Source organism: Aestuariivirga litoralis (assembly GCF_015714715.1).
GTDB classification, from domain to species: domain Bacteria; phylum Pseudomonadota; class Alphaproteobacteria; order Rhizobiales; family Aestuariivirgaceae; genus Aestuariivirga; species Aestuariivirga litoralis_A.
In genome coordinates, this window is the sequence record NZ_WAHS01000002.1 from 272,827 (window position 1) to 296,785 (window position 23,959).

General features: G+C 58.1%; 25 protein-coding genes. 4 read left to right on the forward strand and 21 right to left on the reverse strand.

All coding sequences use genetic code 11. From position 1 onward, the window contains the following. Positions 1-25 precede the first annotated feature (25 nt). From F8B91_RS13035 to F8B91_RS13045, 3 genes are all read right to left on the reverse strand, one after another. Positions 26-865, reverse strand: a complete 840-nt coding sequence (locus tag F8B91_RS13035; RefSeq protein WP_196504289.1) for a carbohydrate ABC transporter permease — start codon at positions 863-865, stop codon at positions 26-28. Beyond that, entirely contained in the window at positions 865-1,728 is an 864-nt protein-coding gene (locus F8B91_RS13040) for a carbohydrate ABC transporter permease (protein ID WP_246715255.1), read from the reverse strand. The genes F8B91_RS13035 and F8B91_RS13040 overlap by 1 nt, the downstream gene beginning before the upstream one ends. 108 nt (positions 1,729-1,836) lie before the next feature. Further along, positions 1,837-3,108, reverse strand: a complete 1,272-nt coding sequence (locus tag F8B91_RS13045) for an extracellular solute-binding protein (protein WP_196504291.1) — start codon at positions 3,106-3,108, stop codon at positions 1,837-1,839. Between the two features lie 178 nt (positions 3,109-3,286). Here F8B91_RS13045 and F8B91_RS13050 point away from each other — a divergent pair, with 178 nt between their 5' ends. Continuing rightward, the gene (locus F8B91_RS13050; RefSeq protein WP_196504292.1) at positions 3,287-4,294 is read left to right on the forward strand and encodes a LacI family DNA-binding transcriptional regulator; all 1,008 of its coding nucleotides are present in this window, start codon (positions 3,287-3,289) and stop codon (positions 4,292-4,294) included. A gap of 132 nt (positions 4,295-4,426) precedes the next feature. Next, on the forward strand, positions 4,427-5,242 hold the full coding sequence (gene psbQ, locus F8B91_RS13055) for a photosystem II protein PsbQ (RefSeq protein WP_196504293.1): 816 nt from the start codon (positions 4,427-4,429) through the stop codon (positions 5,240-5,242). A 3-nt stretch (positions 5,243-5,245) separates the two neighbouring features. Here the strand turns inward: psbQ and F8B91_RS13060 are convergent, their stop codons facing one another. The 14 genes from F8B91_RS13060 to F8B91_RS13125 all read right to left on the reverse strand — a co-directional run bounded on the left by F8B91_RS13060 (position 5,246) and on the right by F8B91_RS13125 (position 18,573). After that, positions 5,246-6,079 carry a 3-keto-5-aminohexanoate cleavage protein gene (locus F8B91_RS13060; protein WP_196504294.1) on the reverse strand — a complete coding sequence of 278 codons (834 nt, stop codon included), beginning with the start codon at positions 6,077-6,079 and terminating at the stop codon, positions 5,246-5,248. Beyond that, positions 6,076-7,008 carry an intradiol ring-cleavage dioxygenase gene (locus F8B91_RS13065; protein ID WP_246715256.1) on the reverse strand — a complete coding sequence of 311 codons (933 nt, stop codon included), beginning with the start codon at positions 7,006-7,008 and terminating at the stop codon, positions 6,076-6,078. The genes F8B91_RS13060 and F8B91_RS13065 overlap by 4 nt, the downstream gene beginning before the upstream one ends. Positions 7,009-7,010: 2 nt before the next feature. Continuing rightward, positions 7,011-8,765 (reverse strand): FAD-dependent oxidoreductase, encoded by a 1,755-nt coding sequence (locus F8B91_RS13070; RefSeq protein ID WP_196504295.1) that lies wholly within the window; start codon positions 8,763-8,765, stop codon positions 7,011-7,013. An 11-nt stretch (positions 8,766-8,776) separates the two neighbouring features. Next, positions 8,777-9,808, reverse strand: coding sequence for a maleylacetate reductase (locus F8B91_RS13075; protein ID WP_196504296.1), 1,032 nt, complete (start codon positions 9,806-9,808; stop codon positions 8,777-8,779). A 1-nt stretch (position 9,809) separates the two neighbouring features. After that, positions 9,810-10,739, reverse strand: a complete 930-nt coding sequence (locus F8B91_RS13080; protein WP_196504297.1) for a 3-keto-5-aminohexanoate cleavage protein — start codon at positions 10,737-10,739, stop codon at positions 9,810-9,812. 3 nt (positions 10,740-10,742) lie between these two features. Then, positions 10,743-11,747, reverse strand: a complete 1,005-nt coding sequence (locus F8B91_RS13085; protein WP_196504298.1) for a branched-chain amino acid ABC transporter permease — start codon at positions 11,745-11,747, stop codon at positions 10,743-10,745. After that, positions 11,747-12,610, reverse strand: coding sequence for a branched-chain amino acid ABC transporter permease (locus tag F8B91_RS13090; protein WP_196504299.1), 864 nt, complete (start codon positions 12,608-12,610; stop codon positions 11,747-11,749). Before F8B91_RS13090 ends, F8B91_RS13085 begins: the two co-directional genes overlap by 1 nt. 4 nt (positions 12,611-12,614) lie before the next feature. Beyond that, positions 12,615-13,319 carry an ABC transporter ATP-binding protein gene (locus tag F8B91_RS13095; RefSeq protein ID WP_196504300.1) on the reverse strand — a complete coding sequence of 235 codons (705 nt, stop codon included), beginning with the start codon at positions 13,317-13,319 and terminating at the stop codon, positions 12,615-12,617. Then, a complete protein-coding gene (locus F8B91_RS13100) occupies positions 13,312-14,031 on the reverse strand; it encodes an ABC transporter ATP-binding protein (RefSeq protein ID WP_196504301.1) in 720 nt (239 codons plus the stop codon). The genes F8B91_RS13095 and F8B91_RS13100 overlap by 8 nt, the downstream gene beginning before the upstream one ends. A 44-nt stretch (positions 14,032-14,075) precedes the next feature. Then, a complete protein-coding gene (locus F8B91_RS13105; RefSeq protein ID WP_196504302.1) occupies positions 14,076-15,344 on the reverse strand; it encodes an ABC transporter substrate-binding protein in 1,269 nt (422 codons plus the stop codon). Positions 15,345-15,412: 68 nt separating this feature from the next. After that, a complete protein-coding gene (locus tag F8B91_RS13110; protein ID WP_196504303.1) occupies positions 15,413-16,075 on the reverse strand; it encodes a DAPG hydrolase family protein in 663 nt (220 codons plus the stop codon). Next, positions 16,065-16,982 (reverse strand): 3-hydroxyacyl-CoA dehydrogenase family protein, encoded by a 918-nt coding sequence (locus F8B91_RS13115; RefSeq protein ID WP_196504304.1) that lies wholly within the window; start codon positions 16,980-16,982, stop codon positions 16,065-16,067. Before F8B91_RS13115 ends, F8B91_RS13110 begins: the two co-directional genes overlap by 11 nt. Then, positions 16,976-17,614 carry an alpha/beta hydrolase gene (locus F8B91_RS13120; protein WP_196504305.1) on the reverse strand — a complete coding sequence of 213 codons (639 nt, stop codon included), beginning with the start codon at positions 17,612-17,614 and terminating at the stop codon, positions 16,976-16,978. The genes F8B91_RS13115 and F8B91_RS13120 overlap by 7 nt, the downstream gene beginning before the upstream one ends. Then, positions 17,611-18,573, reverse strand: a complete 963-nt coding sequence (locus tag F8B91_RS13125) for a VOC family protein (RefSeq protein WP_196504306.1) — start codon at positions 18,571-18,573, stop codon at positions 17,611-17,613. Before F8B91_RS13125 ends, F8B91_RS13120 begins: the two co-directional genes overlap by 4 nt. A gap of 116 nt (positions 18,574-18,689) precedes the next feature. Here F8B91_RS13125 and F8B91_RS13130 point away from each other — a divergent pair, with 116 nt between their 5' ends. Next, a complete protein-coding gene (locus F8B91_RS13130; RefSeq protein WP_196504307.1) occupies positions 18,690-19,667 on the forward strand; it encodes a LysR family transcriptional regulator in 978 nt (325 codons plus the stop codon). 11 nt (positions 19,668-19,678) lie between these two features. On the opposite strand, the gene F8B91_RS13135 is transcribed toward F8B91_RS13130, so the two are convergent. From F8B91_RS13135 to F8B91_RS13145, 3 genes are read right to left on the reverse strand one after another with little or no spacing between them, the layout of a single operon-like run. Continuing rightward, positions 19,679-20,473: an SDR family NAD(P)-dependent oxidoreductase gene (locus tag F8B91_RS13135; protein WP_196504308.1), complete on the reverse strand. Its 795-nt coding sequence runs from the start codon at positions 20,471-20,473 to the stop codon at positions 19,679-19,681. Next, on the reverse strand, positions 20,470-20,820 hold the full coding sequence (locus tag F8B91_RS13140) for a cupin domain-containing protein (RefSeq protein ID WP_196504309.1): 351 nt from the start codon (positions 20,818-20,820) through the stop codon (positions 20,470-20,472). Before F8B91_RS13140 ends, F8B91_RS13135 begins: the two co-directional genes overlap by 4 nt. After that, entirely contained in the window at positions 20,820-21,659 is an 840-nt protein-coding gene (locus F8B91_RS13145) for a cyclase family protein (RefSeq protein ID WP_196504310.1), read from the reverse strand. The genes F8B91_RS13140 and F8B91_RS13145 overlap by 1 nt, the downstream gene beginning before the upstream one ends. Before the next feature lie 92 nt (positions 21,660-21,751). Here F8B91_RS13145 and F8B91_RS13150 point away from each other — a divergent pair, with 92 nt between their 5' ends. After that, positions 21,752-22,507, forward strand: a complete 756-nt coding sequence (locus F8B91_RS13150; RefSeq protein WP_196504311.1) for an IclR family transcriptional regulator — start codon at positions 21,752-21,754, stop codon at positions 22,505-22,507. Here the strand turns inward: F8B91_RS13150 and F8B91_RS13155 are convergent. Further along, positions 22,494-23,867, reverse strand: a complete 1,374-nt coding sequence (locus tag F8B91_RS13155; protein ID WP_196504312.1) for an MFS transporter — start codon at positions 23,865-23,867, stop codon at positions 22,494-22,496. The two genes, F8B91_RS13150 and F8B91_RS13155, sit on opposite strands and share 14 nt — an antisense overlap. Positions 23,868-23,959 lie beyond the last annotated feature (92 nt).

Sequence of the window (23,959 nt, forward strand, 5' to 3'; positions counted from 1 at the left end):
TAACATACCTTTCGAGAAATAATTTTCACCCGCGGATGCCCGACATGGTGACGCCTTCAATGATCATCTTTTGCGCGATGAGAAAAAGCAGGATGACGGGCGCCACCGCCATGCTCATTGCCGCCATGACGAGCGAGAGATTGCCGGATTGCATGTAGCCGCGCAGCGCATCCATCGCGAGCGGCAGGTTCATCGAATTCTGTGCCTGCAGCAAAACCTTGGCCTGGAAATAATAATTCCAGGTCTGCGTGAACGTGATGATGCCAAGGGCCGAAAGTGCAGGCCGCAATTGCGGCAGCGAAATCCGCCAGAAGATTTTGAAATAGCCCGCACCATCCATCAGCGCCGCTTCCTCCAGTGCGCGCGGCTGGCTCAACATGAATTGCCGCATCATGAACACGCCGAAGCTGGAGGTGAGATACATCAGCGCCAGCCCCATGGGCTTGTTCAGTAGGCCGATCTGCGCATAGCCAAGATAAATCGGCAGGATGGTCACTTGTGCCGGGAACATCAGGCCCACCAGCAGGATGAAGAACAAGCTGTCACGGCCAGGAAAACTCAGCCGTGCGAATGCAAAGGCGGCCAGCGTGCATGTGACCAATTGGCCAATGGTAACCAGCAGCGCGATTTCAATCGAGTTCAAATAGATCTGTCCGAACGGCACGGATGTATGCAGCACCGTCCAGTAATTCTTGAAATCCAGATTGGGCGGAAAGAAACTCGGCGGCATTTTATATGCGTCCGCCACCGATCGGAACGACATGGAGAACAGCCAGAAAAACGGCATCACCATGAAAAAGCCCAACACCGCCATCACTGAAAGTATGGCGCGGTCGATCCAGCGGCTCGCACTTTGCGTCTGCATCAGCGCACCTGCTCCTGCACCAGCCAGCGCGACAGCAGCATCTGCGCCGCCGTGATCAGCAGGATCACCAGCGTCATCACCACCGCGACCGATGCGCCATAGCCGATCTGGAAACTGCCAAACGCCTCTTCCACAATGTTGATCGACATCGAGCGCGTCGCATCGCCCGGCCCACCCTTGGTGAGAATCCAGATCGATTCGTAAACCTGCAGCGCACCGATCGAGGCATAGACGATGCAGAAAAACACCACCGGCGAAATCCATGGCAGCGTGATGCGCCAGAAGCGCCGCCAGCCCGATGTGCCATCCATGATCGCGGCCTCAACCAAAGTCTTCGGCACGCCCTGAAGAGCGGCAATGAAAATGATCATGAAGAAGCCGGTATTCTTCCACACATCCATGAACACGATGGAATACATCGCCGTGTTCGCATTGGTCAGCCAATGCACGGCGGGAAGGCCCATATGGCCGAGATAATAATTGAAGATGCCATTGTCGTGCAGGAAATAGCCCCACACGATGGAAACGAAAGCCGCAGCAATGATCACCGGCAGAAAAAACGCCAACCGAAACAGATAGCGCACCCATTCCGGCATCGCGCGGTTCAGCGCCAGCGCCAGCAGAAGGCCCACACTCACATTGCCGGTGACCGCCAAGGCGGTGAAGCGCAGCGTGTTCCAGAAAATCTTGATCGAACGGTCATCAGTGAAAAACCGGGTGAAATTCTCAAACCCGACAAACCGCGAGCCCAGCTGCGGGTCGTAATACATGAAGCTCAACACAACTGTGAGCAGCACGGGAGCAAGCACAAAGCTGACATACAGCACATAGGCCGGAAGGATGAAGCTATACGCGCTTAGCATTTGCGCACGCTCCATCTCAGTCCGTGGAGGAAGGGCTGTCGTCGCCATACAATTGCTCCCGCTCGGCATGGCCCCAGGGAGCCAGGGCCATGCCTGCTGTGGTGGCCCTTAGCCCTGCTGTTTCTTCAGGCGATCAAACGATGCCGTCAGCTCATCATGCGCCTGCTTGCAGCCATCGGCAATCGACACTGCATCGCTCATCATCGCTGTGTAATAACGCATGAAGATCTTTTCCACTTCCTGGAAATTGGCAGGTGAAGGCACCGGCTGCGTATGTGGCAGCGATGCGTAATAAAGTGCAGCACTCGGCGGGAAGGCCAGGAATTCCGGCGTTGCCGCAGCAGAGGCACGGCCGGGCACACCGCCACCGCCAACACCTTCTTCCTTCTGCGTTTCAACAGAAGTCAGTTCCGTCACCAAAGCTTGCGCCAGCTCAGCGTCCTTGGTGTTCTTGTTGATCGCATAGGCGCCAAAGCCGATCACTGTGTTCGGCGTGGCTTTCGACGGCACATTGGCAATATCCATTTTCAGGTTTGCCTTCTTGCAGTTTTCAACGATCCAGTGGCCGCGTGAAATCATCGCCACTTGCCCGCCGACAAACTGGTTGTCCATCGTGTCGCTGCCCGGAACGGGTGATACACCGTCGACATGAATGAGGTCATGCAGGAACTGCAGGCTCTCGGCCACTTTGGGGTCCAGCATGTTGGAGCCAGACCAATCAGCCGACAGTGTCGATGTGCCGTTGGAGAAGAACCACGGCTGCACGAAGAAGTTCTGGTTCGGCACTTCATAGCCATATTGCGAAACGTTGCCGGAAGCGTCCTTCACTGTCAGCTTCTTGGCGGCTTCGCGGAACTGGTCCCAGGTCCAATCAGCCGGCTTTGTCACGCCGGCCTTGGCGAACAGATCAAGATTGCAATTGATCATGATGTTGTTCCAGCCGATCGGGATATAAAGCTTCTTTCCCTTGTAGGAGCCTTGCTCCAGCAAGCTCGGCGCGAAGTCCGAGAAATCGGCATTGGCCTTCACGTAGTCATCCAGCGGCATCCACAAATCGCGCGAGGCGAAAGCCTGGAAGGTTTCGATGGCGGTGCCATAAACGTCGGCGGTGTCGCCGGAAGTGAACTGGCCCAGCACCTTGGTCACATAATCGCCCCAGCCGGTAGCGATCGGATCCATGGCGAGCTCAACCTTCACCTTGGGGAATTTCTTGTTGAAGCGCTCGATGGCGTGATTGATCGCCGTGGTCTGCGCATCGCCGCCGAAGCTCAGCACTTTCAGCGTGCCTTCCTTGTCGGCCGCAAAGGCTTTTGAGCCCACGAGTGCTGTCGCAGCTACCGCACTGGTTGATTTCAACAGGTCGCGCCTGGTCAGTTTCATGTCTTCCTCCCATGATTGGCAGCAACTCAGGATGAGTCCCACCTTAAACGAAACGTTTCGTTGTTTTTGCTTTTATAAAGGGCCGAAACGTGCATTTCTGCACATCCCTTCGCCCTTCTTGCCACGAAACGTTTCGCCTAGTAATGCATATATTGGAATTTCTGGCAAGGATCGAAACATGGCAACCATCAGGGATGTTGCAAAAGCTGCAGGGCTGGCCATCTCGACCGTGTCTGCCGTGATCAACCGTTCCGCCCCTGTCAGCGAAGACGCGATCAAGCGCGTGGAGAAGGCCGTGGAGGCCGTGGGCTATATCCCAAATGGTGCTGCGCGTTCCCTGCGAAGCGGCAAATCCAGCCTCATCGGCCTGCTGGTGCCCAATGTCGCCAACCCGATTTTTTCCGCCGTAGCGCGCGAGGTGGAGCATTTCTGCTTTGAACGCGGCTACACATCCGTGGTGTTCTCGACGGGCCAGGACGCAGACCGCGAGGCGCAAATCTTGAAGATGATGCGCATGCACCGCGTGGGTGGCCTCGTCATCATTCCAACCCGCTCTGATGCACAGCACGGCGCCAAACTGCGCGCGATGATTCACGTGCCCACCGTGCTGCTGGATATGTTCGTCGAGGGCCTGCCCTTTGATGTGGTGAAAACCGACAATGTAGAAGCCGGCCGCATCGCCACCGAACATTTGCTGAGCCTCGGTCACCGCCGCATCGGCATCATCGTCGGCATTCCCGGCCTCGCCACCAGCGATGATCGCTTTGAAGGCTTCATCCGCGCCCATGCCAGTGCGGGCCTTGAAGTGGACAATGATCTTGTCATCGCTGGCCAGTTCGATACGGCAGGCGCGCATGAAGCGGCGCTGGAACTTCTGGCGCGGCCCAATCCGCCCACCGCCATCGTCACCATTTCAAACCTGATGACCACCGGGCTCCTGTTCGCCCTTAAGGAAAAGAAGATCAGGGTGCCCGAGCAGCTGTCCATCATCGGCATTGATGAGTTGGATTTCTCCGAGCTTCTCGATCCTGTGCCAACAGTGGTGGCCACACCCGTCATCGACATGGCCCGCCGCACCATCGAAATGTTGCTGGCAGAGATCGAAGGTGGTGAACCTCCAGCGGGAAAATGGGAATTATGGAAGCCAAAACTGCTGCAGCGGAACTCAACGGCGCCCACAGGCTGACAAGCCGCTGACGGATATTTGACAGTACACTGACAAATTCCTCAATGACGAAAAGGTAAGGCGTTAACAGGCTTATTTACAGTTCCGGGCAAGTGCGCGCCCTCACTCTTGCTCCGTCATAAGGAGCAGAAAATGCAAGTCAGTTCGAGCAGCCGGTCGCAACTCTATCAACTTCTCAGCCAGAGAAACAAAGCCATCCTCGAGATGGCGCAAAGCATCCAGGCCGGAAATATCGGCACAGCACAACAGGCCCTCGGCCAGGTGCAGCAGGCCGATCAGTCGCTCGGCATTGATGACACTACTAGCAGCAGCTCATCGTCGCCTGTGTCAGCCAGCGCCGGACTCAGCAGCATGAAGACCGATCTCACCGCGATGATGTCAGCCGTGCAGTCGGGGGATCTCGCCAGCGCGCAAACCGCCTGGAGTCAGATGCAATCCGACATGGCGCAAGGCATGAAGCCACACGGCCCGCCGCCCCCGCACGGCCCACCACCTACCGACAAGAACTCTGACGACAGCAGCACAGACACAGCGACCAACGACCTGACGTCGCTGCTCAATGCGGTTCAGTCGGGTGATACCGACAGCATGAAGACATCGGCCACCGCCTTCGCCAAGGATCTCGAAAGCCTGCTCGGCACATCGTCAAGCACCGATCAAACGTCAAGCACATCAAGCACCGGCAATCCGCTGATTGATGATCTAAAGGCACTGATCAAAGCCGCACAATCTGGCGATACCACATCCGCACAGGCGGCTGAGCAGAAGCTGCAGCAGGATATGCATGACACTGAGCAAGCATCAGGCACTGAACACGCGCATCACCATCATCACGGCGGCCCACCACCGCCCGCTGCCACCGCCAGCAGCCAGACCACATCGGCAAGCACGGCGGCAACGCTTCTGTCAGCTGAAGCGACCGCCACCAGCGCTGAAACCACCAGCTAAACTCTATTGTCTGAGCGGCAGGCCCAGCACAGCGCGGGCCTGCTGCCACGTCGCTACTGGCCGCTCGTACTTTTCGCAAAGCTCCACCGCGCGCTTCACTAAAGCGGCATTGGAAGGTGCCAGCGTGTTCTTGTCGAAGCGCACATTGTCTTCCATGCCTGTCCGCGTATGGCCATCCTTCTTGATGCACCATTCATTGATCAGGATTTGCGCCGGGCCAATGCCCGCCGCGCACCATTGTGCATCAGGTGAAAGCCGCTTGAGAGTCTCGATATAGAAATCAAAAATCGGCTCATCCGCCGGCATGGCATTTTTCACGCCCATCACGAATTGCACATAGAGCGGGCCTTTCAGCCGCCCATCCTTCTGCATGATCGAAGCCTGCACGATGTGCGAGAGATCAAAACATTCCAGCTCCGGCTTCACATCATAGGCCAGCATTTCAGACGCCAGCCAATCCACCAGATCAGGCGGGTTCTCATAAACCCGTGTCGGGAAATTATTGGAGCCCACCGTCAGCGAGGCCATATCAGGCCTTAACGGAAGCATCCCCCCGCGCGCCTTTCCCGCCCCAGAACGCCCACCGGTTGAAAGCTGCACGATCATGCCGGGGCAATGTTTCTCCAGCCCTTCCTTAAGCCGCGCAAACCGCTCCGGATCGGATGTCGGCTTGCCCTCATCATCGCGCACATGGCAATGCGCAATGCTCGCCCCCGCTTCAAACGCCGCCTGCGTGCTTTCGATCTGCTCGGCAATGGTAATCGGCACCGCCGGGTTGTTCGCCTTGGTCGGCAGCGAACCAGTGATCGCCACGCAGATGATGCAGGGATCGCTCATTTCTTTTCTTTGCTCAGAACGAAATTCCATTCCACGCTCTTGAATGGGTTGGGCATGCCCAGCTCCGCCGCCTTCTTCGCGTCATTCACATCCTTGAAATCCGCGATCAGGCTTTCCTTCACGCCGAACACCGCATCGTCCTTCAGCCACGGGCAATCGGGCGTGAAAATATGCGTGGTCACCGTTTCATAACCGGGCGCAGAAACGATGAAATGCAAATGCGCCGGGCGGTTGGGGTTGCGGTCCAGCGCCTTCAGCATGTCACCCACCGAGCCATCATAAGGAATGGGATAGAATTTCGGATAGGCCGAGCGGAAATAATACCGCCCCTTGTCATCAGACTCAAACACGCCGCGCAGATTCATGTCGGGCTGCACGCCCTTCTGCTGCACGTCATAGAAGCCATCTTCATTGGCCTGCCACACATCAAGCTTGGCTCCAGGAATAGGCCTGCGCTTGCTGTCCAGCACGCGGCCATGCACCCAGACCGGTGCGCCCTTGCCATCAAGACAAATGTTTGCACCATTCGGATAATGCGGCGCGTTGGCAATATAGAAAGGTCCCAAAACCGTGCTCTCAGTCTCACCCGACATCTTGGAGTGGTTGAGGCTTTCCACCAGCATCGAAACACCCAGCGTGTCCGACAGCAAAATGAATTCCTGTCGCCAGTCGGTGGAAAGATGCCCGGTGCGCGTCAGAAAATTGATGCCATACATCCACTCATTCATCGAGGGCCGCGCTTCCTTGATGAAAGCATGCAGATGCTTGACCAGCGTATCGGTCAGATACTTCACCCGCTTGTCGGCCTTTGGACCGCTGCGATCCTGGACCACCTTCACGGAATCTTTCACCGTGAAATAATAGCTCATCTTGCGCGCCGGCTTCTTGGCAGGCCTTTTCTTCGCAACTTTCTTCGCAGCCTTGGCCATGATCAATGCCCCAGAATTTTCTTGAGCGCAGCGCCGAGATCTTTCTCTGCACTCTTGCTCGCATTCATCGCGCGCCAGCCCACATGATGATCAGGCCGCACCAGCAGGCAGCCGCCATCGCTGATCTCGCGCATCCGCGCCCAGTCACCGGCATGGTCTTCGAAATCACGCCGCGGTCCAATCACCCGCGTGACCAGATCCAGCTTCATCTCAGCGGCTAGTTTCTTCGCTGCATCAACCCAAGCCTCACCACCAATGCCGGTGATTAGCGTGAATGTGCCATGCCCGCACAAATCCAGCGTCGAATGTTGCTTGCCCAAACTGTCAAACACCCAGACATGCGGCAACCGCGCGCCCGGCCAGGTGGTCGGCGCGTAATGCAGCTCCTTGTCTTTTTCGAAAGCCGGTTCCTTCTGCCCATCGGTCACCGCAGCGGAAGACACATAGCGCTGGTTCATCTCCACGCCGTGGCAGTCGAATTCATATTTCTTGAATTCAATTGCCTTGCGCAGCGCCTCGCGCTGCTTCTCAGCCGCAGGCGTGGCATCACAACGCGCATCCATGTTGCGCTGGATCTTGCCATGGTCCACGCCGCCATCCATGCCCAAGGCTTCAAAGATCGGCCCGAATTCGGCAATCGATTGATTGGCCCGCGTCACGATCTGCTTGGCAATCGGCGCACGCTCGACGGAATAGGAATCCAGCAACTTCGGCGTCGCCTGCCCCTTGATCACCGCCGCCAGTTTCCACGCGAGATTAAACGCGTCCTGAATCGATGTGTTGGAGCCCAAGCCGTTAGACGGCGGATGCCGATGCGCCGCATCGCCCATGATGAACACGCGGTCTTTCTGCATGTGCGTGGCATACATGTTGTTCACCGTCCATACGCTGGCCGAGATCAGATCAATCTCCAGCGCTGGGTCGCCCACCAATTGTCGCGCCACTTGCGTGGCCATCGCCGCATCCACCTTCGGCGGCGGCTGGTTGATGTCATAGCCCCACACAATCAGCCATTCATTCCACGGCCGTACCATGCGTACCAAGCCCATGCCAATGCCGCCCACATCAGCACCGGGCTGCATCACCCAGTAAAGCACCGAGGGCCGGTGCGCGACATATTTGGAAAGATCAGCACGGAACAGAATGTTCATCGAGCCGCCTACGCCCATCTTGCCTTCGAAAGGCAGCTTCTCCGCTTCCGCCACCAGCGAATTGCCGCCATCGGCCCCCACCAGATATTTGCAAGCGACTGTGAAATCCTTGCCGGTCAACCGGTCCTTGACGGTGGCAACAACGCCATCCTTGTCTTGAACATGCGAGAGATATTCGCACGACATGCGCGACTGCGATCCGCGCGAACCCGCCGTCTTGAACAACAGCGGCTCCATGAAAGTCTGCGGTAGATCATTCATGTGGCAGGGCGAAGAGAGATAATGCTCGGCGCGCGACAGCGCACCCTTGCCCCAGCTTTTCATCCGCCCCAGTTCTTCACCGGCGAGTGAAACGCAAAACACATTCTCGCCCATCAAATCCTGCTCGGTGGCCTGCATGTAAGCTTCGTCTTCCACCTCGCGGCCCAGGTCGCGCAGCACTTCCATCGTGCGCTGATTGGTGATGTGCGCGCGCGGCGTAGTGGCCAGCCAGCGATAGCGGTTGATGATCAGATTATCGATGCCGTAGGACGCCAGCAGCGCCGCCGTCGCCGAACCCGCCGGGCCGGTGCCCACGATCAACACATCTGTGGTAATATCCGCCATTGAAATTCTCCCTATTCAGCGGGTCTTCGCCCGTCATATGCATTCTGTAAAAGCTGCCGCAGCGCCGCGCGCTCCAAAGGCTTCGGATTGGGATAGGGTGCCGCCACTGCCATGTCGGCCGCCTTGTCCAATCCATCCTCCGGCATCCCCAATTCCTTCAGCGAAGTAGGCGCATTCAAATTCTTGGCCAAATCAAAAAGCCCCGCCGCCGCAGACTTGGCATTCAGCGCACGCGCAATGCGCAGCATAGCATCCGGCGCAGCAGACGCGTTGTAAGCCGTGGCCTGTGGCAGAACCACCGTGTGCGTTTCCGAATGCGGCAGATTGAACGTTCCGCCGAGCACATGGCAAAGCTTGTGATGCAGCGCCATCGAAACACTGCCCAGCACTGTGCCGCACAGCCACGCACCATAAAGCGCCTTCTCGGTATCACCTGCCGGCAAGGCCGCAGCCAAAGCCACAATCCCCTCTTCCGCCATCAGCGCAATAATCGGATTGCCATCCACCGCATAAAGCCCTTCCACCGCATGGGCGATAGCATTCATGCCGGAAGTCGCCGCCATCAGCGGCGGCAGCGTGCCGACAAGATCAGGATCATAAATCACCGTCTCCGGCTGGATCTTCGCATCACGCTTGGTGGTCTTCGTCCCCGCCGCCGTTTCGCCTAGGATGTTCGTCATCTCGGAACCCGCAAAGGTCGTCGGCAAACACAGCTGCGCGCAATCGGTACGTAGAGCAATCGCCTTGCCCAGCCCGATGGCAGAACCGCCACCCAGCGCGATCACGCCATCAGCGCCTTCAGATTTGAAAACTGCAAGCGCCGTATCCGTCACATCGACGGGCGTATGCATCTTCGCCCCGTCCCAATGCGGCCAGCCGTTTTGCGCAGCCAGAGCCTTGCCCAAAGCCGATTGCTGCTTGCCGGTAATCACCAGCGGCCGCTTCAGCCCCAGCCGCTCAGCCCCCGCCTTCACAGCCTGTTGCTTGCCGCGCCCAAAGATCACGCGCGTCGGCAGGGCCTGATAAATGAAGGGCTGGATCATTCTAGAAGCCTACCCTGTCTCCGCCCTTCAGCGCCAGAATTTCACGCGCTTCCTGCGGCGTGGCAATTTCCAGCCCCAGCTCTTCAACAATCGTCCGGATCTTACGCACTTGCTCGGCATTGCTGGTGGCCAGCTTGCCCTTGCCGATATAGAGCGAATCCTCCAGCCCCACGCGCACATTGCCGCCCATCATTGCGGCCTGCGTGCAAAACGCCATCTGGTTCTTGCCCGCAGCGAGCACCGACCATTGGTAATCCTTGCCGAACAACTTGTCGGCGGTTTCCTTCATGAACATCAGATTGCGCATGTCAGCGCCGATGCCGCCCAAGATGCCGAAAATCATCTGCACAAAGAACGGCGGCTTCACCAATCCCTTGTCCACGAAATACGCAAGGTTATAGAGATGCCCCACATCATAGCATTCATGCTCGAACCGCGTGCCATGCGCCTCGCCGAGGTCTTTCAGGATGCGGGTAATATCCTTGAAGGTGTTGCGGAAGATGAAATCATCGGTGCCGCGCAGATACGCTTCTTCCCATTCATGCTTCCATTCTTTGTAACGGTCGGCCAAACCGAAAATGCCGAAATTCATTGAGCCCATATTCAGCGAACACATTTCTGGCTTGGCCTGTAGCGGCGCAGCGAGACGCTGCTCCACACTCATGTTCAACCCGCCACCCGTGGTGATGTTGATCACCGCATCGCAATTCTGCTTGATGCGCGGCAGAAACTGCATGAACACATCTGGGTCTGGCGTGGGCTTGCCGGTTTGCGGGTCACGCGCATGCAAGTGAATGATTGCAGCACCAGCTTTCGCCGCATCGATGGATGCAGTGGCGATTTCATCCGGCGTCACCGGCAAATGCGGCGACATGGTGGGCGTGTGAATGCCACCGGTGATCGCCACGGAAATGATAACTTTGCCTGCCATGTTCTACTCCTTCGAAACGACGCGGTAACCCGTCGGGAACAGTGAAAGCCCGAAACGGTTTTTGATAAAGCCCCAGATACCCTGCGGCGCCAGCAGCATGATGGCAATCGCCAGCGCCCCCAAAATCATTAGATAGATGCTGCCCAGATCAGCGAGGAATTCGCGCAGTAGGAAATAGATGATCGTGCCAATGATCGGCCCTTCGATGGTGCCGATGCCGCCGATCACCACGATGAAAATCACAAAGGCCGTCCAGTCATTCACGCTGAAAGCGGCATCGGGCGACATGCGCACCTTCTGCAATTCGATCAGGCAGCCAATCATCGCGGTCAACCCCGCCACCAGAACATAAACCGCAAACTTCACTCGCTCGATGCGGATGCCAAGACTGACTGAAGCCGTTTCATTGTCACGGATGGCAGTGAGCGCCAGCCCCACGCGTGAGCGCAGCAGAGCGTACACAATCACCACCGCACCCACGCCCAGCGCCAGTGCCAACCAATAGATCGTCGCCTCGCGCCAGAATTTTGATTCACCCAGCAGCTTCATCGTGGCAGCGGGAAGACTGATACCGGAGCCGCCACCGAGAACCGCAATCTGCGCGCACAGCAGCCGGAACACTTCCGCCACCACCCAGGTGCCGATCGCGAAATAAGCGCCCTGCAAACGGAACACCAGCATCGCCACAGGCACCGCAATCAGCGCCGCCGCAATTCCCGCGACTGGCACGGCCAGCAGCGGATGCCAACCCGCTAGCAGCGCCAGAGAAATCAGAATGTAAGCGCCAAAGCCCACATAGGCCTGCTGCCCGACTGAGACGAGTCCAGTATAGCCAGCCAGCAAATTCCACAAAGTCGCCAGCGCCATATAGATCATGAATTCGCCAAGCAACCGCTCGGTCGCAATCGATCCCCACCACGGCGCAGCTACCAGCGCCGCCGCAACAGCAATCGCAACCATCCCGGCAATACGCGAGGCGCGGGTGGACCGTGAAATCATCTCGGCCATCAATTCATCCTCGGGAACAGGCCGCGCGGCCTGAAAGCCAGCACGAGGAGAAACGCAATATGCCCGGCCAGCACTTGCCAGCCCGGATCGATCTCGGCGCCGATACCCTGCGCCACGCCGAGGATCACGCCGCCCACCAGCGTGCCCCACAGATTGCCCAGCCCGCCGATGATCACCGCTTCAAACCCAAAGATCAAACGCCCCGGCCCCATGAACGGATCAAAGTTGGAACGGATGGCGAGGAACACACCGGCCAGTGCCACCACCGCCATGCACAGCGCCATCGCAGCAGCATAGACCTTGCGATTATCGAGGCCCATCAGCAAAGCCACTTCCTTGTCGTCGCTGGTGGCGCGGAAGGCGCGGCCTAGAGAAGTGCGGTAGAACATATATTGCAACCCCGCGATCACCGCGACGGAAGTGGCAAACATCAGCAGCGGAAAATGTCCGAGCGACACGCCGGGCAGCAGCGAAAAACTCGCCGTCTCCAGCGCACCCGCATCCAGCTTGCGGCTGTCGGCGGTAAAGATTTGCAGCAATCCATTTTGCAAAATCACCGACAATCCAAAAGAAACCAACAGCGGCGGCAGAATATCCTTGCCCAGCGTGTGATTGAAAATCACCATCTGCAAAACATAGCCGAACACAGCCGCAATCGGGATCACCAGCACCAGGCTCACCAGCGGGTTCAAACCCGTCGCATGCACGATGCTCCACGCCAGATACGAACCCGCCACAATGAAATCGCCATGCGCAATATTCACCAGCCGCATCACGCCGAAAATCAGTGACAGGCCGGCCGCGAACAAAGCATAAAGCCCGCCGACCAGAATCCCCTGCATGATGGCGTTGATCCAATCCATGCCTTCAGGTCCCGAAATAGGCGCGCGTAATCGCCTCGCGCGAATGGGCCGCAGGTTCCCCCGCCAATGACACATGGCCTTCTTGCAGGCAAAGAAACCGCGAGGCTGAATTCAGCGCGCGCGTCACATCCTGCTCCACCAGAATGGCCGAAAGCCCGCCACCAGTGATGCGTGGCAGAAGATCGTAAATGTCCTTGATCACGATGGGCGCCAGGCCCAGGCTCAATTCATCCAGCAGCAGCAGTTCAGGATTCGACATCAGCGCGCGCCCAATCGCCACCATCTGCTGTTGCCCGCCAGACAGCGAGGTGGAAGGTTGATGCCGCTTCTCTTTCAAAATGGGAAACAACCCATAGATCGCCGCCAGATTCCACTCACCATTGCGCGCCACCTTGCCGCCGAGCACCAGATTCTCTTCCACCGAAAGCGAAGGAAACAATCGCCGCCCCTCCGGCACCAAAGCAATGCCGCGCTTCACAATCTCATTGCCCGGCAGCCGCGAAATATCTTCGCCCTTGAAACTGATGTGCCCCTGCGTGTCAGCCACCAGCCCGCAGATCGATTTCAGCAGTGTGGATTTCCCCGCACCATTTGCCCCGATCAATGCCAGTGTCTCGCCCTTGGCAACGCTGAACGACACGCCATGCAGCGCCTTGGCGCCACCATAGGCCGCTTTGAGGTCGTCAATCGCCAGCAGCACCTCAGGCATGCGCATCCTCACCCAGATAAACGGATTTCACTTCGCGGCTGTTCATCACCTCATGCGGCACGCCATCCACGATCAGCTTGCCGAAATTTAGCACCACTAATCGTTGCGCTACCGACAAAAGTGCATGCACCACATGCTCGATCCACACGATAGTCACGCCCGACGCATGCACATCCTTGATGGCCGCCAGCAAGGCCGCGCATTCACTATCGGTCAGCCCACCCGCGATTTCATCGAGCAGCAACAATTTCGGATTGGCCGCCAGCGCCCGCGCCAGTTCCAGCCGCTTGCGGTCCAGCAGCGTAAGCCCGCCAGCCAATGTATTCGCCTTGGCCTTCATGCCGGTCTGTTCCAGCACAGCAAGCGCACGCGCCTCAGGATCTTTCGGTTCGCGCCCGAATGTGGCGCCCACCAGAACATTTTCAAACACGCTCATGCCATTGAACGGCTGCGGCACCTGGAACGAGCGCGAGATACCCATGCGGCAACGCTCCGATGCGCCGAGTGCAGAAATATCAGCACCCTCGAATTGCACATTGCCCGCATCAGGCCGCACAGTTCCAGCGATCAGATTGAACAGCGTAGTCTTGCCCGCACCATTGGGGCCGAGAATGCCGAGGATTTCGCCCTTGCCCACGTCAAGGCTCACCGCGTCGGTCACCACCAGCGCGCCGTATTTTTTCGAGAGAGACGAGAGCGAAAGCAAAGTCATGGAAAATCAGGGAGGCTGAATCTCAGCCTCCCTTTTCGTTTCTATCAGTTCAACAATTTCAGCTTGCCGCCGATCGGCACTTGCGGCGCAACCGGATTGGCAACAACGGTGAGTTCATACTTGCCATCCTTGCGCACCCATTGGCCCCCAGCCAGCGGTGTCTTCGACACATTCTTCACCGGCTTGCCATCCCATTTCACCGGGCCAACAATCGTCTGCAGATCGGTGGCCGCAATCGCTTCAATGATCGCCTTCGGATCAGACAAATCCTTCGAACGCTTCACCACATCGAGTGCCACTTCCCAGATCGCATGGCTGAAGCCCAGCGTGGCCGTCCACTGCTTGCCGGAAGCCTTTTCATAGGAAGATCCCAGATCAGCAGCAGACATGCCAGTCAGGCTGGACTTGTAGGGATAGGTCGGCGTCCACCACACTTCGGTGGTGAGGCCATCACCACGATCACCCAGCGAGTCCAACGTGGCCGGGAACAGCAGCGCCTTGCCGATGGTCACAACCTTGGGCTTGAAGCCCTGCTGTGCCGCCTGCGCCCAGAAGGTCGCAAAATCCGGCGGGATCATCACGCCGGTCACGATCTCCACACCCGCCGCCTTGAACGCCGAAATCTGCGCGGAGAAATCATTGTTCAGCGGCTGGTAGCGGCCGGGGTCCACCAGCTTGTAACCCGCAGCCGTCACCGGGCCGGGCAAGCCATGCTCGGCATCGCCCCAGGCATTGCCATCGGCGTCGTTCGGGAACAAGCCGCCAACAACTTTCGCCGCACCCGATTGGTCCCAGATGTTGACGAAATTGGCGATGATGTCTTCCAAGCCCCAGAAGAAATGATAGGTCCAATCGAAGCCCTTGGCCGGGTCGCCCTTGCGGCCAAAGAAGTAGGGCTGCCACGGGCAATTGGTGGAGATGCAAGGCACGCCCGCCAGTTCGGCCTGATCAGCCGCCGGGTTGGTCGTGTCCGGCGTATCCTTCGCCAACAACAAATTCACTTGGTCCTTGTTGATCAACTCGGCAGCAACTTCCGCCGCACGGTTTGGGCTCGATTGCGAATCCTTGGTGATGATTTCAATCTTCACCGGCTTGGCATTGTTCTGCGCACCAGCAACGGCATCCTTGATGCCAGCGAGGATCCAGTCCTGCGCTTCGCCGAAGCCAGCCAGCGGCCCGGTCAGCGGCGAGACAAGCCCGATCTTGAACGTGTCATCGGCAGCAAAGGCGCGCCCGCGCAGATAGGCCGGCACGGCAAGTGCCGCACCAGCGGATTTCAGAAGTGTTCTACGATTGACTTTGTAAAGTGGCATGGTTTCCTCCCTTAGCCCTTTCTTTTTTCTAGTATGAAAGCTCAGTTTCTAGTCTCCCGCAAGCAACGTCAGGCCGCGATATCTCCTGTCACCTGGCGGTACATGATCGGCAAAATCTCGGCGAGATAGGCCATCTCTTCAGTGCAATGCTGATGCAGCCGCCGCGCCAATTCCGGCGTCACCATCTCCTTGCGCATCGCCAGTTTCTGTTCCTCGCTGAAGGTCTCACCTTCCACGCGGCTTTCGAAAATCCCAAGGAAAAACCGCGAGCGCATCTCGCAGCCCTGATCAGTGTTGCGCACAAAATGCACCATCTTGCCAAAGTTGATTGGGTGATCGAGATCACCAATCCGCGCACAGATCGCAGCGCCGGTGAAGTTGCCGTATTGCTTCTTGTCGAAAAATTCCAGCGGGTCGCGGAAATTGATGCGCAGCTTGTAAACCGGGCCGTCCGGCCCCGCGAGATATTCATGCACCAGATGGCTCGATCCCACATGCGTGCCGGGCACGCGGCCTTCCCAATCGCTGAATAGATGATCGACAGGGTGCCACAGCTTGTATTGCTCCGTGCCGCCCAGATAGCGGAACCACCATTCAATCATCTTGGCCTTGCAGCGCGGCATGCGCGCCAAGGCACACACCGTCTTGAAGCCATCATCATAAGACACAACGCCGGATTCAATCGGCAGATAACCCGGCTTCAATAGATCATTGATTTCTTCATATCGCATTCTGTTCCTCCAACAGTGCCGAGATGGCTTTGAGGTGTTCCGTCACCTTCTTGCGCAATTTGTCTTTCTTGGATGTGTCCCAAATCTTGAACCCACGGTCTGTCTTGAAACCCAGCTGCCCATCAGCAACGAGCTTCTGCAGATAGGGGCTGGGCTGATGCGCATCTTCCAGCGAGGCCAGAACCTGGTTGTGAATATCAAGCGTCAGATCAGTGCCGACCAGATCAGCATTCTCAATCGGCCCCAGCACAGCTAGCCGACGCCCGAAACTGTTCTTCACCACAAGGTCCACCGTCTCGGCATCGCACACGCCATGTTCGATCAGCGAAATCGCCTCGCGCCACAAGGCATGCTGCAAGCGGTTGCCCACAAAGCCCGGCACATCTTTCTTCACATGCACCGGCACTTTGCCCAGGTCAGCCAGCAGCTTCATCATCCGCGTGACGATGCTGGGCTCCGTCTCTGCCGTTTGAATCACTTCAACCAGCGGCACCAGATAAGGCGGGTTCCACCAATGCGTGCCCAGCGCGCGCGCTTTGTATTTCACCTTCGCCATCACCTGCGTGATCGGGATGACGGATGTGTTGGAGGCCAGAATGCATGACATCGAAGCCGCAGCCTCGATCCGCTCAAACAGTGCCTGTTTCAGCTCAAGCTTCTCGGGTGCCGCCTCAACCACCAGTTCGGCTCGCGAAACCGCATCTTCCAAAGAAGAAGCCGCATGAATCCGGCTTACACAGTCGTCAGTCTTGCCCAGCGAGGCCAGGGTAGCCTTTACGCGTACATGCAAAGAGTCGAGCGCATCAGCCTGCGGGTCCGTCACCCAAACCTCATGCCCGCCTTGTGCAAACACCAGCGCAAGCCCATGCCCCATCAATCCCGCGCCGATGATCGCCACCCTCACCATGGCAACCCCGCACTTTCGGTAAAATGCGTCAGCGTATTTTGCAACACGCTGATTTCGGCTTCACTCACTTCATGCCCGCGCAGGGGGAACACATCTGCGCGAACCCGCGCCCGCGCCGCGCCCAGTTCCTGCACCGCTTCAGAGAACGCCGAAATCGGAATCCAGCTGTCAGCATCAGACCCCGAAATATAAGCCGGAAGCCCGGTCACATCCTTGGCCGGTCGCTCATCATCAAGTGTGCCCACGCGGCATCCAGTGAAGGCAACAAGCGCACCATTCCACGGTCCGAAATGCATCGCATATTCGATCGACAGGCATGCGCCCTGGCTGAAGCCGGCCATCACCACCGGCGTCTTCGCGGGCAATTCCGCTACCAGCGCCCGCAGCACATCAAGCGAATCCGAAAGCTGTGCCTTCGTTTTCTCCGTCAGCGCATCAACGGCCTTGGCATCATACCAACTCTTGCCCGCCGCGCGCGGCAGCACGAAGGCCACGCCGGGCGCATCAAGCCGCCGCAAAATATCATCCTCCATCGCTTCGGGTGATTGCCCGCGGCCATGCGACAGAATGCAGATCACCTTGGCGCTCTCCAGCGCGTTGCCTTTCAGCACTGCGGCGCCAAGCTTCGTCATGTGTCGAAATTCGCGGCCTCCAGCCCGGCTACCATTTCGGCGCGGCGGTCTTCGAACCACGGCGGGAATACCAGCGTCTGGCCTGTGTGGCCCACAGGCTCATCCTTCGCCCAGCCCTCCGGCACCGTCCATGCGATTTCAAACAGCGCACCACCGGGCGAGCGCACATAGCAAGACTTGAAATAGTTCCGGTCCTTCTGCTCGGAAATATCAGTGAAGCCCAGGCCCTCGATATGCGCGCGCAGCTTCATCTGGTTTTCTTCATTGCCGGTATTGAGCGCAACATGATGAATGGTGCCGCCAGCAAGTGTCCACGTTCCCTGCGGCGTCGTGTTGTCATGCAAAACTTCAACAACCGAAGTGAGCCCATTATTTTCCGGCACCGCGAAGGCGAGGCCCTCGTGATTGTCGGCCAGCTTCTTCATTGGAATGGCTATCGTAAAGAAGTCATCCATCGCGGAACGATCCGCCACCGAAACACCCACACCATAAATGCCCTTGATGCCGTGATCCTTGCCAATGCCCTGCTTGTCATTGGTGATCGACTCGCGCCGGTCACCGGGATTTTCGACAAGCTCGAAATGAATGCCACACGGATGTTCCAGCGCCACGCGGTTGATGCCGAAGCGCGTTGTCTTTTTGGCTTTCACGCCGCGCTCATTGAGCCGGTTCACCCAGAACTCCGAAGCCCCAACCGGAATGGCGGCCTGGATAATCTTGGTTTGGTTGGTGCCGCGCCGGCCAAACACACCGGGCTTGCGGAACGGGAAGGTTGTGAAGATGGTCGAGGCATCGCCATTCTTCGATCCGTAATACAGGTGATAAACCGGCAGCACGCCGTCAAACAGCACTGTGCGTTTGACTGAATGCAGCCCCAGCGTCTTGGTGAAGAAGTCGAAATCTTCCTGAGCGCCATCGGTGCTCATGGTCAGGTGATGATAGCCACTGATCAGGCTCATGCTCTTTCCTCCGCTTGCAATCCGGGCCCATTCTGCGGGGCCTCATTGCCAGTGAAGCTAAGCCAGCTTGCCCTGCTTGTTGATAAAAAGGCGCAAGAAGAATATAACATATCGTTATGAAGATTGATGAGCGTCACTTGGTCCAGTTGGCCGCCGTGGTCGATGCCGGCGGCGTCACCGAAGGAGCGGCTTTGCTCGGCACGTCCCAGCCCGCCATCTCGCGCACGCTCTCCATGCTGGAACGCCGCATCGGCGAGCCGCTCTTCATTCCCGGCCGCAAACCGCTGCAGCCCACCGCCATTGGCAAGCAGCTCGCCATACATGGCCGCGCCATTCTCGCGGCTGGCCGCAAGGCGTCCGAGACCGTGAACAGTTTCCGCGGCGGCACCCAGGGTCGCGTGCGCATCGGCGGCGTGCCCTTCTTCATGGATGCCGTCGTCTCTGGGCTCATCGCGTCCTTCCAGATGAAGGAGCCTTCGATCCATTTCGACCAGTCCTACGGGCACTACAATGAACTCGTTTCGCAGCTCATCGCCAACGAGATCGATCTCGCCGTTACCCCCGCCGGCACGCATGAGATCAGCGCCGAGCTTGTGTTCGAACCGCTGATCCTCTCGCGCAATGTTCTGGCCTGCGGGATCAACCATCCGCTGCTGGCCAAGAAGAAACTTAGCCGCGAGGATTTCCTGCGCTTCGCCTGGATTGCGCCCCTGCCCGGCTCGCCCCTGATGCTGGACCTCACCAACATCCTGATGACACTCGGCATCGATGAACTCGCCATCCGCTATGCCGGTGGCTCGCTGCATTCGGTGGTCAACTACTTGGCGCAAAGCCAGGCACTGGCCATCATGCCGCTGTCGGTCATCCACGCGCTGCCGAAGGACACGCAGATCACTGTTCTGCCCCTCAGCATTCCGCAGCCCGAACGCATGATCGGCATTGTCTACCGCCGCCAATCGGCGCGTGATCCGGTGAATAGAAAATTCTTCAGCCACATCCGCAGCAATCTGGAAAACCTCAGCCGCGTGGTGGCGCGCCATGACGCCACCATCGCCTGGGAGCACGGCCCCTTCATGCATGCGATGATGAGCTGATTGCTGCATCATCACCCCGCCGTATATCCGCCATCGGCATAAAGCACATGGCCGGTATAGAAATCCGAAGCCCGCGATGAGAGAAACAGCAACGGCCCCGCCAGATCGGAAGGCTCACCCAACCGGCCCTTCGGTACGCGCGCCAGAAACCCGGCCCGCGTGGTCTTGGCCTTTTCGTCATCACCAAACATCCACGCGGTCAGCGGCGAGCGGAAAACAGTGGGCGCAATCGCATTCACCGTGATGCCAGTCGGCCCCAGCTCGCAACCCAGCGCCCGCGTGATGCCGTCAATCGCAGCTTTGGAAGCACAATAGGCGGTATAACCCGCCGGATGGCCCAGCAACCCGCGTGCGGATGACATCAGCACGATCTTGCCGCCCTCGCCCTGCTTCTGCATCTGCACGGTGACAGCCTTCGCCATCAGCCAGCTCTGCGTCACATTGGCGTCCATCACATCCAGAAAGCGCGAAGGCGCCATTTCGTGAATCTTCGACACGTCATTCTTGCCGGAAGCGACAACCAGAATATCCACCCGCCCAAACTTCGCCACCGCCTGCGCCACGATGCTGTCGCAATTTTCCTCCGTGGACGGACGAATATTGATGCCCAGCACATCCCCACCGCATTCAGCGGAAATCGCATCCAGCTCAGTCTTCTTGCCCGCCGTCAGCACCAGCCTGCACCCAGCCCCAGCAAGCACCCGTGCCGCCAGCGCACCAAACGCGCCTGAAGCCCCAGTAATAATCGCCACCTTGCCGTTCACATCGAAGAGCGAGAGCGGATTTTTCAGCCAGTCATCACTCATGGCTTCACTCCCGGCGGATAAGGGATCACCACGATCATCTTGCACACCCCATTGGTACGATTGACGATCTCGCGCACTTCGCCCGGCGGAATGGTGCAGCTGTCCATCGCCTTCAGCACGCTCTCCTGGCCGTCGATGATCACCGTCATCTCACCCTCAAGCACCACATAAACCTTCTCGAACGGCGTCGCGTCAGGCCCCGCGCCACCACCGGGCAGGAATTGCGAAAATCCAACCCACTGGTTTTTGGGGCCACCCTCTTCAAAGCCCTGCAGACGCAAACCCACCACCCCACGGTGATTTGGCGCCTCATAGGGCTTCGCGTCCGCAAAGCGCTTGAGCAGCATCAGAACGCCTCGCCTTTTTCGATGCGGTATTTCTGCGAAGGATCAGTGATCGCAACCAGGCGGATGATGCAGCCATCACCCCGGTCCCAATTCCATGGGAAGAACGCGAAGGTACAGCGTTTGCCCGTCACCGCATCAAGATCGCCACCCACATTCTCAATGCCGAGGATGCCGTTCTTGAACAGGATCTGGTGCACCGGCTCCCACTCGGGGAAATCCTTGGCCCAGTCATTGCCGCCCGACCATTCCTTGTACTCTTTCTCCAGATGCGGCAGCAGCGGCCCATTGCGCTGCGGGCCAATCGCGGTTGCCAGCGGATGGTCATTGGCCTGCGTATCATGGCCGACAACCTTCACCTGCTTGTCCACCATCCATTGCCCGGCGGAAGGCACAAAGCCGGGGCAATACGCGAAGTAATCACCGTCTTCATAAACCTTGTGCCAGCCGGTGTTGAGGATCAGCACATCATGCGGGCGAATGGCCTTGCCGCAGGCTTTTTCGAGATCATCGGCGGTGATCGATTCCCACTTCTTCTTGGGCAGCGAAACCACAATGCCGGAGCCGAAGAAATGCGGCAGCGGCACTTCATCGATAAAGGGCGTGCCCTGCACCACGTGGGCGGGCGCATCGATATGCGTGGTCGAATGCATCGACGTGGTGATGCGCTGCGACAGCACGCCGGATTTCGCCATGTAGTGAATGCGCTCGATCTTCACGTCCTGGAAGTAAGGCCAGTTCGGAGATTGAAAGCCCCAGCGATGCGACAAGTTGGTGAATTCCAGCCCCATCGCATTGTTCAGGTTTTCCTGGAAATCGATTCCACGAATCTTGATCGTCATCAGGCGTCCTCCCAGACTATGATTTTTGTTTTGTTGGATGATACGATTAGAACCGTCTTGCGCATTCTGCATCAATTTCGTATCACGATGTGATGCAAGCTGCAGATACAGGTTCTATCCAGGTTTTGTCCCGCGCCATGGCCGTGTTGAAAGCCTGCGAGCAATTGGGCCCGGGCCTGAGCTTGGGCGACATCGCGCGTCACATCGATCTGCCCCGCTCCACGGTGCAGCGCATCGTGCAATCCTTGATCGATGGCGGCTTTCTCATTTCCGGTGGCCGCTCGAAATCCATCGCACTCGGGCCTGATCTTCTCGCCATGGGCGCAGATGCCACTGTCAATGTGTTTGAAATCGCGCATCCCTATTTGAAGGAGCTCAGCGAGCAAACCGGCGAGACAGTCGATCTCGCGCGCCTCAGCCGCGATCACATGGTCTTCATCAACCAATTGCCCGGCGCGCACCGTTTGCGCGCAGTCTCAGCCGTGGGTGATACTTTCCCGCTTCACTGCACCGCCAATGGCAAGGCCGCACTTGCAAAGCTCAGCGAACAACGCCTGCACAAGCTTCTCGCCAGCAAGCTCGCCGCCTTTACCCACAACACGATCACCGATCATGCGCGCTTGTTGCGCGAGATCAAATCGATCCGGCAAAGTGCGATTGCGACAGATAATGAGGAGCACACGCTGGGCATCGCCGCCATCGGCGCGGCGTTTCTGGACCGCGCACACCAGATTTATGCGATCTCGATTCCCATTCCCACCGTGCGCTTCAAGCCGGTGCGCGCCAAGTGTGAACCACTGTTGCTGTCCACGGTGAAAGCAATCTCTGCCGCGATCATTGCGCGCTAGGCGGCCTCCGCATCACACTCGCACCGGCCGCGAGTAGTGATAGCGCTGCCGCTGTCCATGCCACAAAGCTCACATCATTGCCGGCGCCGAACGCAAAGATCAGCGCCACAATGATCGCGCCAAAAGATTGCCCCAGCAAACGCCCCAGCGCCTGCAGGCCACTGGCCCCGCCACTGCGTTCACGCGGCGCACTGCTGATGATCACCCGGTTGTTAGGCGATTGCATCATGCCAAAGCCCAGCCCGCACAAAGCCAAGCGCCACACAATGTCGAAGGGATGCGGGCTGGCACTCATCAGCGCCACCGAAACCCAGCCGCAAGAAAACACCAGAAGTCCGATTGCCGCAACACGCTCCGGTGGATAGCGATCCGACAGACGGCCCGCGATAGGCGCAATCGATGCCGTCACCACCGGCCAGGGCGACATCAGCAATCCGGTCATCGCTTCGGAATAGCCAAGCTTGTTGGCGAAAATAAAGGGCAAGGCCACGAAGCCCATATTCTGCGCGGCAAAACAGGTGATCGATGTGGTGAGAGACAATGCAAACACCGGCATCCGCAACAGATCCACTGGCAGGATGGGCAGCTTCATGCGCCGCTCACGCAGAACAAACGCTCCGCCAATCAGCACGGCTGCGCCCGTCATCAGAGCCGCAATGCGGAAATCACCCGCCGTAGAAAAACTGTTCAACCCCGCAATCAGCAACCCGAAGGTTAGCGCATTGAGGATGATGCTGGTGATGCTGATCTTGACGCCCGATGCGCCTGTCTGCGGCAGATAGCGTGAGGCCATCACCAGGGCCAGCACACCCGCCGGAACATTGATGAGGAACAGCCAATGCCATTTGGCCACCGAAAGAATGGCCGCACTGATCGAAGGCCCCGCCGCTGCAGAAACGCCGACCACCAAGGCCGTGTAGCCCATGCCCACGCCCAGCTTGTTGGCGGGGAAAATATGGCGCACCAAAGCAATATTCACGCTCATGATGCCGGCGGCACCAAGGCCTTGGATAAAGCGCGCGATCACAAATGTGTTCAGGTTCACCGCATTGGCGCACAGCAGGGATGCGATGGTGAACACCACCAGCCCCCACCAATAGACCCGCTTGTAGCCAAGGCTGTCACCCAGTGAAGCCAGCGGCAGTAGTGAAATCGTTACCGCGAGATTATAGATGTTGACGATCCAGATCGCCTCTTCCGGCTTCAGCACCATGTCGCGCGCGATGGAAGGCAACGCCACATTGACAATGGCCCCATCCAGCACCGCCATTGTGATGGCAATCGCAATCGGAATGAACCCGATCAGATAGTGCCGATTGGGTTCTTCTGTATTGATCTGAGATTGAGTTAGAGAAGACATGGTGCCGCGAGACCTAGACCCGTTTGCGCGCTGCGTTAAGCAATCTGCGCACATGAGGCCCATGCCGAAAACGCCGTTCGATCACATTACTG